Source organism: Ligilactobacillus sp., from assembly GCF_036846325.1.
Lineage (GTDB): Bacteria > Bacillota > Bacilli > Lactobacillales > Lactobacillaceae > Ligilactobacillus.
In genome coordinates this window covers 13,850-28,252 of the sequence record NZ_DAIUCE010000013.1, presented here as the reverse complement: position 1 = coordinate 28,252, position 14,403 = coordinate 13,850, and the positions used below count along the sequence as shown (strand labels likewise).

Sequence of the window (14,403 nt, the reverse complement as noted above, 5' to 3'; positions counted from 1 at the left end):
TTCTTCAAGCTTTTTGCGTAATTTTGCTCCGTCAAGTTCGATTTCAGCAAGTTTTTGCGTCATCGTTTCGATATCTGATCCGAGTTTTTCCAAACTCTGTTTTTGTTCAATCAGCCCTTCTCCCTGACGTTTGTCTGCCCCACCGGACATCGAACCTCCTGCATTGACGACATCGCCCGCAAGCGAGACGACTTTGACGGAATGATTCAAAATTCTGGCAATTTCCGTTGCGCTGTCAAGATTTTCAGCGAAAATAATCGCTCCAAGCAGGTGCCTTAAAACCGGCAGGTCATCATCTTCGCAGGAAATCAAATCACACCCGACACCGATGAATCCTTCAACGTTTTGGGCGCGGCGAACCTGATTGCTGCTTAAGAAACGTTGTCTGACAGTTGTTCGCGGCAGAAAAGTTGCACGTCCAAGCTTGTTTTGCGTGAGATAACGAATCGCAGCCTTGGCGTCAGAAACATCTTGAACGACAATGTTTTGCAAGCTTGCTCCCAAAGCCGTTTCAACGGCCTTAGCAAGTTTCTTCGGAACCTGGAAGACTTCGGCTACAGGACCGATGATTCCGTTAAGATTTTTGGCGCGCATGACGCCTTTTACTCCCTGATAGTACCCGGAATAATCAGCTTGTATCTGTTTTTTGCTGTCATAGCGAGCTTTTGCCTGCTGCAAAACCCCGCTCGCTTCAAGCCATCGTCTCTGTGCGTCTTCATGGCGTCTTGAAAGCTTGAGCTGCAATTGCTGATCATTTCGATGATTCTCCGTGAATTTCTTCAACGCCTCGTCTTTCAGACCAAACTCCTGCTGAAGATGTTCCTTTTTCTGTCTTAAATTCTTAAGGAGCGACGACAGCTCGGCGGAATGCTTCCTTGCTGCTTCTTTCGTATCTGAAATCCGCAATTTTTCTTTTTCGTTATATTCAAGCTGATTTTCAAAAGTTGCTTTTGACTGAAGCATGGACATAATCTCGTTACGCACATTTTCAATTTGAACTTCCAAGTCAGATTCGCTTGAGTTTCTCGTTTCCCTAAGCTTTTCGAGTTTTTTTTCAAGTCTGGCCTTTTCTTCAGATTCGGCCTGGACGGTTCTTTTAAGTTTGACTAAAGAATCTTCTGCCTCTTTTCTTGCGAATTGATCGTTTTTAACGGCTTCTTTTTGTTCTGCGATCCTCTGTTCAAAAAATTCGCTGTCATGATCCGACAAATCCCGCTTGCTTGCGAGCTTTTCCTTTTGCCGCGTCAACTCAATAAGCTCCTTTTGAGTTTCGTCAAGCTTTTCTTCCAACGTTTGCTGCTTTTCATGCAGCCGCCGATTCTTCTCCTCTGAAAGATCGGCATTTCGTTGATGCTTTTTAGCAATCGACTTAATTTCCCCAAGCTTGCCTTGAACCTCTTCCTTTAAAGCAGAGGTCTCCTTAATTTCCAGCACGAGCCTTGAGAGTTCATAATGCTCATACTGCTTCTTCTTCTCCAAATAATCACGGGCAATGCTTGCTTGCTCTTCCAAAGGATTTTTTTGCCTTTCAAGCTCCAGCAATATGTCGGAAACCCGGTCGAGGTGATCCGTGGTTTCGCTGAGTTCCATTTTTGCTTTGCTTTTTTCCTTCTTATACTTGACAATTCCGGCAGCCTCTTCAATCAACATTCGCCTGTCCTGAGGCTTGCTGTTGAAAATCTCCTCAACGCTTCCCTGTGAAATGATTGAAAAACTTTCGCGCCCGACACCGGTATCAGTAAAAAGATCGACAATATCCCTCAGCCTGACCTGCTTTCCGTTGATTAAATACTCGCTGTCACCGTTTCGATAAATCTTGCGGGTAATCGTAACATCGTCCTGCTGATTTTTCAAATAATGATCCGTATTGTCAAAAACGGCCTGAACCATGCAGCGATTGAGCGGAGCACGTGTCTGCGAACCTGCAAAAATCACGTCAGGCATCTTTCCGCCGCGCAAATTCCTGGCAGACTGTTCGCCCAAAACCCAACGCAAGCCTTCTATGATGTTGCTTTTTCCGCTTCCGTTGGGACCGACTACCCCAGTGAGTCCATCCTGAAATTCGATCGTCGTCTTATCGGCAAACGATTTGAAGCCGCTAAGAGTTAACGATTTGATTCTCATTAAGTTTCCTCCTCAATTACTGTCTGGCAGCTTTCAATGCCTGGTATGCCGCTGCCTGTTCAGCATTTTTCTTCGAGGAACCGACACCCTCGCCGATTTTTCTGCCGTCGGCGTAAACGGCCATGGTATATGTCTTGTCATTGTCCGGGCCTTTTTCATCCACCATCTTGTATTCGATTTTACAATCACCGTTTTGCTGCAGATATTCTTGAAGTTCCGTCTTGTGATCAAGAAGATGGTCGAACCACCCCATGTCAAGTTTCGGAAAAACGACGGCACTGATGAATTCGACGACTTTGTCCTTTCCCTGATCCAAATACAGAGCGCCGATAAAAGATTCGAAAATATCACATAAAAGCGATGAACGATTCCTGGCATTGGCCTTTTCTTCGCCCTTGCCCAAACGAATATATTCATCAAAGTGGCATTCCTTGGCGAACTTGCTGAAACTGTCTTCGCAAACCATTGCTGCACGCAGTCTTGAAAGCTTTCCTTCCGGCAGGGAGGGGTAACGTTTGAACAAATACTCCGAAACGCAAAGCTGCATGACTGCATCTCCAAGAAATTCAATCCGTTCATAATATTTCAAATGTTCCTTCGGATGCTCGTTGACATACGATGCATGCGTGAATGCTTCATCAAACAGATCAACATTCTTGACGTCGATTCCGTAATCATCCTTTAATTTTCTTGTTAAACCGATTATCATATTAAACCATCCTCATTTAAAAATTGAGTCTTACCTGATTATACCAAAAAGAAGAGGTATTGCCCAAACGCTCCACCTCTCCTGATGAATATCTCTAATTGTCTTGATGAGCCATAATGTATGACACCGCATCGCCAACCGTATTGAGATTTTCAGCATCCTCATCAGGTATTTCCGAACCAAACGCATCTTCAAGTTCCAAAACGAATTCGACCAGGTCGATCGAATCAGCATTGAGATCTTCCGTAAAGACGGTTTCTTTCGTGACTTTGTCAGCAGAAACGCTGAAATGTTCTTCGATCAGCTTTTGAATCTTTGCAAAAACTTCATTTTCAGTCATAACGTTTTCCCTCATTTTCAAATTATTAACAACAACATCAATTTTACCGATTTTTAGTTTGCTTGTAAAGGCGCTTGCAACTACTCTGAGTCGCTTTCCGCTGCCTTTTTAGCACTCAATTCTTCCCAGTATTTCGTAAAATCTTCAACCATGCGACCGTCAACCATTGTTCTGATCTGTTTCAACGTAAAGTAAACCGTCTTTGCATCGCTTGCTCCATGTGCCTTGACGACCGGTGACTTGGCTCCGAGCAAAACGGCTCCGCCATATTGCGATTGATCCATGCGGCCCTTAATGTCCTTAAAAGTCGATTTGAGCATCAATGCGCCAAGTTTCCCCGAGATTCCCGAATTCATGATTGAATCCTTCAAAAGGTGCATGACGGCTGAGGCAGTTCCTTCAATTGCCTTTAAAACGGCATTACCGGTAAAACCGTCAGCCACGACAACGTCACAGACGTCGTTCATCAAATCGCGGGCTTCAACGTTCCCGACAAAATTCAGCGACTTGTCGGCTTCAATCAGGTTATGCGCTTCAAGGGTAAGCCTGCTGCCCTTATGCGGTTCCGTCCCGTTATTCAGCAGACCGATACGCGGATTATGGATACCGCGAACGTTTTCAGCATAGTATTTTCCCAAAAGAGCATATTGGTAAAGATGTTCGGGCTTGCTGTCGGCATTTGCACCCGAATCAAGCAAATTGAACGAACCCGACGTTCCGGAAACCATCGGGAGCGTCGAGAGCAGCCCCGGACGCGGAATACCCTTGATGCGCCCGACGATCAGCAGGCCTGCCGTCAACAGCGCTCCTGTATTCCCGCATGAAAACAAGGCATCTGCCTCCCCGTCTTTTACCGCCTGGGCAGCCATCACCAGCGATGAATCCTTCTTTTTTCTGACGGCCTTGACAGGCTCGTCATTCATCCCGATTACTTCGCTTGAATGAATAACGGTGATTCTGTCCTTGTTCCTGAGCAATTCATTAATCTGCTTTTCATCTCCGAAAAGCAGATATTCCGTATCGGAAAATTCGTCCCGCGCTCTTTCCACGCCTTCAATAACCGTTTTCGGCGCATAATCTCCGCCCATTGCGTCAACAGCAATCTTCATCAATAATTCCTCCGTTTTCTTAATCAAAGTTTGCGCCAGCCAGTGCAACCGCGCGCAAATACCGGATCAAGCCGGCATTTTCTGCCCGATATTCAAAATTCTCGTCTAAAATAATCGCACGCGCTTCCTCCATTGCCGCCTGCAAAGTATTGAAATCAGCAACCGGATCGCCAATTCTGAAGTCAGGAAGTCCTGATTGCCTTGATCCGAGAACTTCTCCTGGTCCCCGCAACTCAAGATCTTTTTGCGAAATGACAAAACCATCAGTCGTTTCAACCATCGTCTGCATTCTTTCTTTTCCGTAATCGGTCTTGGGATCGGCACAAAGAATGCAATACGAAGCCTTGCTGCCGCGTCCGACGCGTCCTCTGAGCTGATGGAGCTGTGCCAGTCCAAAACGATCGGCATCAAGAATCACCATGACGGTCGCATTCGGAACATCGACCCCGACTTCAATTACGGTTGTCGAAACCAGGATATCGTATTTTCCTTCCTTGAAATCTTTCATGATTTCATCTTTTTCGTCACTCTTCATTCTACCATGAAGCAAGCCGACTTTATAAGCTGGTGCGTATCTTTTTTCAAGTTTTTCAAAAACTTCCTGGGCATTTTTCAAATCAACGGCTTCAGACTCCTCGATCAAAGGCGAGACGACGTATGCCTGCGATCCGTCTTTTAGCTGACGTTCTACAAAATCAAGAGTTGCATTCAATTGATTTTGCCTAACCCAGGAAGTTCTGATCGGCTTTCTTCCCTTCGGAAGCTCATTGATTACGGAAACGTCCATCTCTCCGTATGTCGTAATCGCAAGCGTCCGCGGTATCGGAGTTGCTGTCATTGCCAAAACGTCGGGATTCTCCCCTTTTTCCCGCAATGCTTTTCTTTGATTAACGCCGAAACGGTGCTGTTCGTCAGTAATGACCAGCCCCAGATTTTTAAAGATGACCGGATCCTGAATCAAGGCATGAGTTCCGACCAGAATATCGATTTCCTGACTTTCAAGTCTTTTCAGAATATCACGCCTGACCTTTGTCCGGGAAGCTTCTGTTCCCGTCAGAAGACAAACGCTGATGCCGAAATCTTGAAACAGATCACTGAGTTTTTTTGCATGCTGCTGAGCCAGAATTTCAGTCGGAGCCATCAAAGCAGCCTGAAATCCGGCAGTAACGGCAGCATACATCGCAATCGCCGCGATTACTGTTTTCCCGCTTCCGACGTCTCCCTGCAAGAGCCGGTTCATATGAAGCGGACGATGCATGTCTTTGCAGATTTCGTTTACAACTCGTTTCTGTGCATTTGTCAGCTCAAAAGGAAGTGCTGAAATAAAGCGTTTGAGCATGGAATTGTCGTACTTGATCAAAAGACCGGCATCATTTCGATCAAGCTTCTTCAAAAGCGCCAATCTCGCCTCATACTTGAAGAATTCATCAAAAATGGCAGAGCGCTTGGCAATTTCAAACTCCTGCGTCGTCTTTGGAAAATGCATGTCATGAATCATTTCCTTCCGATTGAGCAATCGAAATTTGCGTCTCGTTGACTCGGGAACGATTTCTTCAATCACATCCTGATATTCTTCATATGCTTTTTCAATCAGCTGCTTGATTGTTCCGGCTTTGATTTCCTTTGATGCGCGGTAAATTCCTGCAATGTCTTCCTGACTCCCGCCATTTGAAAAAAGTTTCATTCCCGTCATGCTCTGCCTTGCAGCATCGTATTTTCCGTAGACGGCTACGTCTGATCCCGTCTGAACCCGGTCTTTTAAATAAGCCTGTCCGAAGAAGGTAATCTGAATGACGTCATGACCTGCCAACAGTTTGAAATTCAGACGATTCTTAGCCCTGCCGAAACGGACTACGACTGGAGCGGTTGCAACGACTCCCTGAATCACCGCCTTCTGGCCGTCAACAAGTTCTGAAACTTCCTTTGCAGCCATATCCTCGTATCTGAATGGATAATAACACAACAGATCCTCAATCGTTTCAACTCCGAGCGCCTTTAGCGCCAATTCCTTTTTCGGACCGACTCCCGAAAGATTTGAAACATTGTCTCGCAATGACTTCATCGACAGATTCACCTTCTTCTTTGATATTCAGCCAAAAAAAACAGAGTCACAGAAAAACACGCGCGTTCTTCTATGACCCTAAGTGCAGAACACGAACTATTCTACGGAAATCAAATATGGATAAACCGGCTGATTTCCTTCATGAATCTCAATTTCAAGATCTTCATCAAGCTCACTTACTGCTGCTTCAATTGCTTCTGCTTCTTCCTTGTTTCCGTCTTTGCCGTAAATGATGGTTACTACCTCGCTGTCTTCATCAAGCATGGCTTTCACCATTTCGATTGCAGCTTCCTTTCGGTCAGGATTCGTTACGACGATGTTGCCGTCGACGATTCCCATGTAATCGTCTTTTTTGATTTCGCGTCCCTCAATCGTCGTATCGCGAACGGCAATCGTCACCTGCCCCGAGACGACGGTATCAAGTTCATCCGTCATTGCTTCCTTGTTTTCCTCAGGATCAGCATCCTTGCTGAACCCGAGCATGGCGGCCATTCCCTGAGCAATCGTCTTGCTTGGAACGACGACCGCGTCAACATCGCATACTTCTGCAGCCTGATCTGCGGCAAGGAAGATGTTCTTGTTGTTTGGCAAAACAATGACCTTGTCTTTTTTGGTCTTGGAAATTGCATCGACGATATCCCGCGTTGAAGGATTCATCGTCTGTCCGCCGCTCAAAACGTATGTTGCTCCAAGGTTCTTGAAGATTTCCGCAATTCCTTCGCCTGATGCGATTGCAATGATTCCGTAATCTCCTGCAATTTCATTTTCCGCAATTGTCTCTTCGCGTTCCTCTTCTTCGTCCTTTTCAAGGATTGTTTCGTGCTGAAGGCGCATATTGTCAACCTTAACCTTGATCAATGAACCAAACTTCTGTCCGTATGACAGGACCAGACCGGGGTGTTCGGTATGAACATGGACCTTAACGACTTCGTCATCAGCGATGACAAGCAACGAATCGCCGATTTCAGCCAGATAACCGCGAAATTCATCATAGTCGAACTTCTTTTCAACAAGCCGGCCTGCACCCAGACGAACCATGATTTCCGTACAATAGCCGTATTTGATGTCTTCTGTGTTGAGTTTGCCTTGAGCGCTCTTGTGATGCTCAGCACTGACCATTTCGTCCATTTCGACGGGAGACGGCTTATGAACCTCATCATCACGGACGTTTCCTGATAATGCATCGTAAAATCCCTGATAAACAAACGTCAGACCTTGTCCGCCCGAATCAACGACGCCGACCTCCTTTAAAACAGGCAGCAAATCAGGAGTCGTCTTCAAAGCAGCTTCCGCGGCTTCATAAGTGTCCTTCATGACAACAACGATATCGCCGCCGTTTTTAGCAGCCTTCTTGGCAGCTTCTGCCGACTTTCTGGCAACCGTCAGAATCGTTCCTTCCTGAGGTTTCATTACGGCCCTATATGCCGTCTCGACCCCTCCCTGGAGCGCCTGGGCCAGATCCTGCGGTGTCAGTTCTTTTTTGTTTGCAACGCTTTTGGCAAATCCTCTGAAAACCTGTGACAAGATAACGCCGGAATTACCGCGAGCACCCATCAGCAGCCCCTTGGCGAGCGCCTGAGCCAAATCGCCAACGCTAATTGACGTTGACTCTGAAACGTATTTTGAACCGCTGGCAAATGACAGGCTCATGTTCGTGCCCGTATCACCATCCGGAACCGGAAACACGTTCAAAGAATTAATGAATTCCGCATTCTTGTTCAATCTGTCAGAACTCGTCAAAATCATTTTTCTGAATTCCGTTTCAGTGATCTTTTCAACTTTCAACTTAAAAATCCTCCTTGGCTATCCAGGCTCAGTCTCCGATAACGCGTACGCCTTGAACGATGATGTTCACAGACTTGGCCGTTATCCCAAGCATGGTTTCCAGATTATACTTGACTTTGTCTTGAGCATTGCGGCAAACTTCGGAAATTTTCGTGCCATAGCCCGCGATGATGTAAACATCAACGGCAATGCCTTCGTCCTCCTGACGAACAACGACACCTTTTGCGTAATTATCACGCTTTAAAATTTCATTCAAATTATCACGAATCTGATTTTTGCTTGCCATTCCGACAATTCCAAAAATTTCGGTTGCGGCTCCGCCAACGACAGTGGCAATTACGTCATTTGAGATATCGATGTTCCCAAATTGGTTTTGAATTTTTACAGCCATTGAAAAACAGCCTCCTTAGATTAAACGTCAATTATCTTTAATTTTATCACAAACATCCACTCACCACTATACCCGAACGCTCAGCGTTTTGCAACTTTCACAAAATACATTGACGTCCTCATAAAAAAGCACAAAAAAAGAACCCTGCATTTACATGCGGGGCCTGTGTTGTCAAAGACAACATGCGCCATGATTAAACGCGAGTAACTTTTCCGGATTTCAATGCACGCGTGGAAACCCAAACCTTCTTAGGCTTGCCGTCAACCAAAATGCGAACCTTCTGCAAGTTTGGCTTCCAGCTGCGGTTTGTCTGGTTCAAAGCGTGTGAACGCTTTTTGCCGAAAGTTGTCTTACGGCCTGTTACAAAATCTTTTGCCATTTTTATTTCCTCCTTCGAATCATATTAGGAGCACTTTAATAAGCTCATTCACTAAATAAAATTATCATAGAAATTGCATGATTGCAAGAGTTTTCTGTCAAGGAAAATCACTTGATAGCTAGAAACGTTGTCATATCAGCATTCTGCTCAATCAAAAAATAGCATTGCTTCAATCCTTACTCCAAATAACACAAACATTTCCGTTCTTGAAACTGAAGTGGGCCGTGTCGGAAACAAACTCATTGCTTGCAAGCGAAATAACGCGCGAAAGATCGGCATGACGAAGCCTGTATTTTTCATCATAAAGATTCAAGTCAGAAACCGGTCCCATCGAAACAAACGCCAGGTAACGCATCCCGTCAATCTGCCTTATTTCATGGTCTCCAGGACAATAGAAGCGAATGACGTTATTCTTATCGATGAATTCAACCTTGGGGAGAATTTTCAAAAATTCAGGCCTGAGCAGACAAAAAAGATTTGCCAGCAAATGATCGATTCTGCCGCCGGTAGCTCCATAAACGCTGATCCAGTCCGGATGAAAGCGCTGTTCAATCAGACGCAGACAAAGTTCGGTATCCGTATCGTCTTTTTCAGGAACTGAAGTCAATACTTCCCTGCTCATGACGTCCACCAGATATCGTTCGCGATTCGTTGATGAATCGAAGTCTCCGATTGAAAGAAGCGGCCTGATCCCGGCCTCGCAAAGCCTGACGGCCCCCTTGTCGCCTCCGACCCATAGCTCGGCCTGGCCGCATTTTTCAAGCAGTCCTTCGGGATAGTTTTCAATCGGTCCGCCAACCAAAAGATTAATTTTCATTCTTCCACCTGTTTTGAAGCTTCAATCAGCTTTTTAATCTGTTCCTTCGGTGTATTTTTGGAAAAGACGTACGAACCGGCTACGGCAATCGTCGCTCCGGCAGCCTCGGCCGTTTTAATCGTTTGATCGTTGATGCCGCCGTCCACTTCGATTTGATAATTCAAATTATGTTCTTTTCTGTATTTTTCAGCCTCAGCAATCTTAGAGACGGTTTCTTCCAAAAAAGACTGTCCGCCAAAACCAGGATCGACGGTCATAATCAAAACCGAATCAACCAACGGCAGCACTTCATTTGCAAATTCAAGCGGCGTTCCCGGATTAAGCACGATTTCAGCCTTCATTCCCAGCTGATGAATCCTCGAAATGACGCGATGGGCATGCCTGGTTGCTTCAATGTGCACACCGACCGAATCGGCTCCCGCAGAGGCAAAATCCTGAAGATATTTCTCAGGATCTTCAACCATCAGATGACAGTCAAAAAACAAATTGCTCAACGGTCTCAAAGCTTTGACGACGTTTGGACCGAACGTAAGATTGTCAACGAAGTGTCCGTCCATAATATCAATGTGCAGATATTCTGCGCCGGCTTCTTCGACAGCCTTGACGTCGGCTGCCAGATTGGCAAAATCGGCGCTTAAAATTGATGGTGCAATAATCACAAAAAAACCTCCAACCTAGCGTTTATATCTTGGCTTTTGTTCCTGAATCATTTTTTGGAACAATTTATAGTTCTCATAACGACTTTCAAGAATTCTGCCCTCCATGACGGCCTGCTTGACCGCACAATCAGGTTCATTGAGATGCAGACATCCCCTGAAACGACACTGCGGCGAATATTCATTGAAATCGTCAAACAGACTCGCTAGACGCTCCTTTTCGATTTCACGCAGTTCAAATGATGAAAACCCGGGTGTATCAGCAATCAAATGTCCTCTGACATCCATCAGCGAAACCTTCCGCGTAGTATGTTTGCCACGACTCAATGCTTTTGAAATCTCGCCTGTTTCAAGGTTGAGCTCCGCATCCAATCGGTTCAGCAAAGTTGACTTCCCGGCACCGGTCTGACCCATGACGACCACAACGTATCCTGCTCCTTCGAGCAAGGCTGAAATCAGCTCTTCATCAGCCATGTTCTTTTCGGAAACCACCGTTCGATAATATTTTGAATAATAGTCGAAAACCGGCTGCATGCGTGCTTTTGTCGCTTCATCCATCAGATCTGCCTTGGAAAAATACAGTATCGGAACAATCTCGTTTTCCGACAGCATAACCAGCTGCCGGTCAAGCAAATTGCTCGAAAAATCGGGCTCAGTACAAGCCGTAACGACAATCGCGCAATCTACGTTTGCCACCGGCGGGCGAACCAGCTGGTTTTTGCGTTCAAAGATTTTCAGCACGTATCCTTCATTTTCATTATCAGCTTTGAATTCGACGTAATCGCCGACCAAAGGCGTCTGACCTTTTTTTCTGAAGTTTCCGCGAGCTCTTGTTCGATACGTTCTGCCTTCGGAAAATATATCGTAGTATCCGCTTAATGATTGTCTGATCTGTCCTTTTGCCAAATTTTCAACCTGCCTTTCCTGTCAGATTCAATTTTACACCAAAGAAAGGGTTTAAAACAAGATTCATGGTCCATGTCCCTTGCCATTTTCCTGATGCCAAATTCAGAAACCGATAATTGTATAAAGACCTCGGAATCGCTTTAAAAATTTATCCAGTGGAAAAATCCTAGACAAGACATCTCGAATCATCCTTTATGGCGTAACGTTGTCGTCTTCGACAAGCACGGTTCCGTCAGACGCGACAACCTTGTACTTGCCGACCTGTCCCGAATCAACGCTGAAGTTTATTGTTTCGCTGGCATCAGCACTGACCTGCATCGTCTTGTACGCTTTATTGAAATTATGATTCTTATCGGCAACATAGATGCTGACCGTAACCGGATGACCATCTTCTCCCTTGTAGGGGATTGAAATGCTCTTCGTGAAATTTCGCACGCCGTCTTCTTGCTCCTTTGAAGAACTTGAGGATGTTGATAAGGCGCTTGAAGATGTTGATGATGCTGACGAAGACTCGGCCTTTTTTCCGGTCGAAATCGACACGGTCAAATTGCTTCCGCGACCAACATAGGTATTGGCGACAGGATACTGAGCAATGACGGTATTGACTGGTTCATCGGAATCAATTCGCTTGATGATGAGATTCAGGCTGCTTTCTTCGGCATAGTCCTGAACTTCTTTAAGGGAGTACCCTCTAAGATCACGAACCAAAATATTCTTGGCCCCAAGACTGACGGTAAAGGAAACCGTTGCTTGAGACAGTACGATTTTTTCCCTTGGCGGAATCGACTGATCAATAATCTCGCCTTTGGCATATTTATTTGAATACTTCGTTTCCTTATAGACGGTCACGCCCCTTTTCTGCAAGAATTTCTTGACCGAATTATAACTCCTGCCGCGGTAGTTGCCAAATTTGACTTTTTCAAGTCCTTTAGAAACGACAACGTTGACGGCGGTATTTTCCTTAACCTTCGTTCCGTATTCCGGATTGCTCGTAATGATCTGGTTGTAGCTGAATTTTTCACTGTAGCGGTAGGAAACCCTGCCCAAGGAAAGTTTCTCATCTTTCAGCATCCTGAAAGCTTCTGAACGCGTCATTCCCCGCAAGTCGGGAACTGCAACGTCCTTTGGACTCATCAACAGACAAGATGCAAATATCCCCAGGATTAAGACTGCGCTGAACAAGAACCACTTACGCTTGCCCTTCAGAAAAAATGACCACCATCTGGGCTTGTCAGATGTTCCCAGAACTTCTGACACTTCAGATTCCAATTCCTTAACCTGATCGGATTCTTCTTGTTCCGTGACGGATTTATCCAGTGTCGGCAAGACTTTGGTTTCTCCGTCAACGGCAATGGCAGGACGCCACTTCGGCTCATTGATGCGGTTTGAAGAAAGGGCAGTCCTCAGATCTCCTTCCATTTCAGCAATGTTTTGATAGCGATCGTTCAGATTTTTGGCCGTTGCGTGCAAGACGACATTTTCCAAAGCCTGCGGTATGTTCTTGTCATATTGTCGAACCGACGGCATTTCGCTTTGATAATGCTTCAAGGCAATTGAAACGGCAGTTTCCCCCTCGTAAGGGACATGCCCGGTCAGCATCTCGAACAAGACGATTCCCAACGAGTAAATGTCAGATTGCCTGGTAATGATGCTCCCCCTCGCCTGCTCCGGCGAAATATAGTGGACGGATCCCATCAGCGTATTCGTACGTGTCATCGTTTCTTCAGCCGCAGCAACCGCAATTCCGAAATCAGTAATCTTAACGTTGCCATTCTTGTCCATTAAAATATTCTGCGGTTTCAGATCGCGGTGAATAATTCCGTGGGCATGCGCTTCATCGACGGCGGACAGGATTTCCAGGAAAATTTCAATAACTCTCGCATACGGCATGGGATGATTTCTTGCAATATATTCCTTGAGATCCGTTCCGTCAACATATTCCATTACCAGATACTGCATTCCGTTGTCTTCATCAACGTCATAAATATTGACGATGTATGGATTTACGAGTTCGGTCAAAGAGCTGGCTTCACGTCTGAAACGCCTGATTGCCGCTTGATCGTCACGCAAATCGAGCCGCAAAAGCTTAACGGCAACATCACGGTTTAAAATCAGGTCATGCGCAAGATAAACGTTAGCCATTCCACCCTCGCCAAGAGGTCTGATAATCTTATAGCGCCCGCTTAAAGCATATCCTTCTCTCATGGCATTTCACCGTCCTTTGAGGAAAAGTCAGCGAGCAAGACGGTAATGTTGTCATTGCCGCCGTTTTCGTTTGCCCTTGCAATCAATTCCTGACATTGATTGTCCAACGATCCGACTTTTCGAAGAACATTTTCAATCACGTCATCATCGACCATGTTGGTCAGACCGTCTGAACAAAGCATCACCTTGTCCCCCGAAACCAGGCTTAGTTCATCAAAATCCAGCGAAACGTTTTCAGAAATCCCCAACGTTCTTGTCACAATGTTCTTTTGCGGATGGTGTTTTGCTTCATCTGCACTGATTTCGCCGCGTTTGACCAGCTCATTGACAAGAGAATGGTCCTCGGTAAGCTGCATGAGCTTTTGATTGTGCAGAATATATGCGCGACTGTCGCCGAGATGGGCAATCAGACACCTGTTTCCAAAAAACATGGCACAAACTACGGTCGTCCCCATACCTTCAAGATCTTGATATTGCTTTGACCGCTCAATAATCATCTGATTTTCGCGCACAAGCTTTTCTTCAATCCAACCTTTAGCATCATTTGCATTATTGAGCTCAGTTTGCTCAAACAAATACCCAAGATGAGAAACAGCCATTTCCGAAGCAACTTCACCGCCTTGATACCCCCCAAGTCCATCAGCTAAAATCACAAAAACAACTCCGGCTTTGTTTTTGAAATTTCCGACGCTGTCTTCATTTTTGGCACGTTTTTTGCCGACATCGCTGCCATATGCTATTCTCATCCAATCACCTCATTCCTCTTTTTTCATCAATGTTGCGATAAAGAACCCGTCAGATCCAAAATCGTCTGGATATATCGTCAACCCCAAAGTTTTTCTTTCATCTTTGATTTTAAAACTCGTTTCGGTCTTGACTTGGTAAAATTCAGGATGCAGTTTCAAAAAAGCATCCACGGT

13 protein-coding genes and 1 pseudogene are annotated in these 14,403 nt (G+C 45.5%); all 14 read right to left on the bottom strand.

Annotated elements, in window-relative coordinates:
* Window positions 1–2,124, bottom strand: a 2,124-nt coding sequence (gene smc, locus V7Z60_RS02660) for a chromosome segregation protein SMC (protein WP_334116080.1), incomplete at its 3' end; no start/stop codon positions are given.
* A 16-nt stretch (window positions 2,125–2,140) separates the two neighbouring features.
* Window positions 2,141–2,833 carry a ribonuclease III gene (gene rnc / locus V7Z60_RS02655; protein WP_334116079.1) on the bottom strand — a complete coding sequence of 231 codons (693 nt, stop codon included), beginning with the start codon at window positions 2,831–2,833 and terminating at the stop codon, window positions 2,141–2,143.
* Between the two features lie 94 nt (window positions 2,834–2,927).
* Window positions 2,928–3,173 carry an acyl carrier protein gene (acpP, locus tag V7Z60_RS02650; protein ID WP_334116078.1) on the bottom strand — a complete coding sequence of 82 codons (246 nt, stop codon included), beginning with the start codon at window positions 3,171–3,173 and terminating at the stop codon, window positions 2,928–2,930.
* An 80-nt stretch (window positions 3,174–3,253) separates the two neighbouring features.
* The gene (gene plsX / locus V7Z60_RS02645; RefSeq protein WP_334116077.1) at window positions 3,254–4,282 is read right to left on the bottom strand and encodes a phosphate acyltransferase PlsX; all 1,029 of its coding nucleotides are present in this window, start codon (window positions 4,280–4,282) and stop codon (window positions 3,254–3,256) included.
* Window positions 4,283–4,301: 19 nt separating this feature from the next.
* Window positions 4,302–6,344, bottom strand: coding sequence for an ATP-dependent DNA helicase RecG (recG, locus tag V7Z60_RS02640; protein WP_334116076.1), 2,043 nt, complete (start codon window positions 6,342–6,344; stop codon window positions 4,302–4,304).
* A gap of 96 nt (window positions 6,345–6,440) precedes the next feature.
* Window positions 6,441–8,129, bottom strand: coding sequence for a DAK2 domain-containing protein (locus tag V7Z60_RS02635; protein WP_334116075.1), 1,689 nt, complete (start codon window positions 8,127–8,129; stop codon window positions 6,441–6,443).
* Between the two features lie 28 nt (window positions 8,130–8,157).
* Complete coding sequence (locus V7Z60_RS02630; protein WP_334116073.1) at window positions 8,158–8,520, bottom strand: Asp23/Gls24 family envelope stress response protein; 363 nt, start codon at window positions 8,518–8,520, stop codon at window positions 8,158–8,160.
* A 193-nt stretch (window positions 8,521–8,713) separates the two neighbouring features.
* Complete coding sequence (gene rpmB / locus V7Z60_RS02625) at window positions 8,714–8,899, bottom strand: 50S ribosomal protein L28 (RefSeq protein WP_003694225.1); 186 nt, start codon at window positions 8,897–8,899, stop codon at window positions 8,714–8,716.
* A gap of 169 nt (window positions 8,900–9,068) precedes the next feature.
* Entirely contained in the window at window positions 9,069–9,716 is a 648-nt protein-coding gene (locus tag V7Z60_RS02620) for a thiamine diphosphokinase (RefSeq protein ID WP_334116064.1), read from the bottom strand.
* A complete protein-coding gene (rpe, locus tag V7Z60_RS02615; RefSeq protein ID WP_334116063.1) occupies window positions 9,713–10,375 on the bottom strand; it encodes a ribulose-phosphate 3-epimerase in 663 nt (220 codons plus the stop codon). Before rpe ends, V7Z60_RS02620 begins: the two co-directional genes overlap by 4 nt.
* Before the next feature lie 15 nt (window positions 10,376–10,390).
* Window positions 10,391–11,278, bottom strand: coding sequence for a ribosome small subunit-dependent GTPase A (gene rsgA, locus V7Z60_RS02610; RefSeq protein ID WP_334116061.1), 888 nt, complete (start codon window positions 11,276–11,278; stop codon window positions 10,391–10,393).
* A 192-nt stretch (window positions 11,279–11,470) separates the two neighbouring features.
* Window positions 11,471–13,483 carry a Stk1 family PASTA domain-containing Ser/Thr kinase gene (gene pknB / locus V7Z60_RS02605; RefSeq protein WP_334116059.1) on the bottom strand — a complete coding sequence of 671 codons (2,013 nt, stop codon included), beginning with the start codon at window positions 13,481–13,483 and terminating at the stop codon, window positions 11,471–11,473.
* On the bottom strand, window positions 13,480–14,229 hold the full coding sequence (locus tag V7Z60_RS02600) for a Stp1/IreP family PP2C-type Ser/Thr phosphatase (RefSeq protein ID WP_334116058.1): 750 nt from the start codon (window positions 14,227–14,229) through the stop codon (window positions 13,480–13,482). The genes pknB and V7Z60_RS02600 overlap by 4 nt, the downstream gene beginning before the upstream one ends.
* A gap of 9 nt (window positions 14,230–14,238) precedes the next feature.
* Window positions 14,239–14,403, bottom strand: a pseudogene (locus V7Z60_RS02595) (16S rRNA (cytosine(967)-C(5))-methyltransferase RsmB); the annotation flags it as partial.

Excerpts from the sequence above, each read along its gene's own strand:
- rnc (WP_334116079.1), bottom strand. The coding sequence starts at position 2,833 with ATGATAATCGGTTTAACAAGAAAATTAAAGGATGATTACGGAATCGAC.
- acpP (WP_334116078.1), bottom strand. The coding sequence starts at position 3,173 with ATGACTGAAAATGAAGTTTTTGCAAAGATTCAAAAGCTGATCGAAGAA.
- plsX (WP_334116077.1), bottom strand. The coding sequence starts at position 4,282 with ATGAAGATTGCTGTTGACGCAATGGGCGGAGATTATGCGCCGAAAACG.
- recG (WP_334116076.1), bottom strand. The coding sequence starts at position 6,344 with ATGAAGTCATTGCGAGACAATGTTTCAAATCTTTCGGGAGTCGGTCCG.
- V7Z60_RS02630 (WP_334116073.1), bottom strand. The coding sequence starts at position 8,520 with ATGGCTGTAAAAATTCAAAACCAATTTGGGAACATCGATATCTCAAAT.
- rpmB (WP_003694225.1), bottom strand. The coding sequence starts at position 8,899 with ATGGCAAAAGATTTTGTAACAGGCCGTAAGACAACTTTCGGCAAAAAG.
- V7Z60_RS02620 (WP_334116064.1), bottom strand. The coding sequence starts at position 9,716 with ATGAAAATTAATCTTTTGGTTGGCGGACCGATTGAAAACTATCCCGAA.
- pknB (WP_334116059.1), bottom strand. The coding sequence starts at position 13,483 with ATGAGAGAAGGATATGCTTTAAGCGGGCGCTATAAGATTATCAGACCT.
- V7Z60_RS02600 (WP_334116058.1), bottom strand. The coding sequence starts at position 14,229 with ATGAGAATAGCATATGGCAGCGATGTCGGCAAAAAACGTGCCAAAAAT.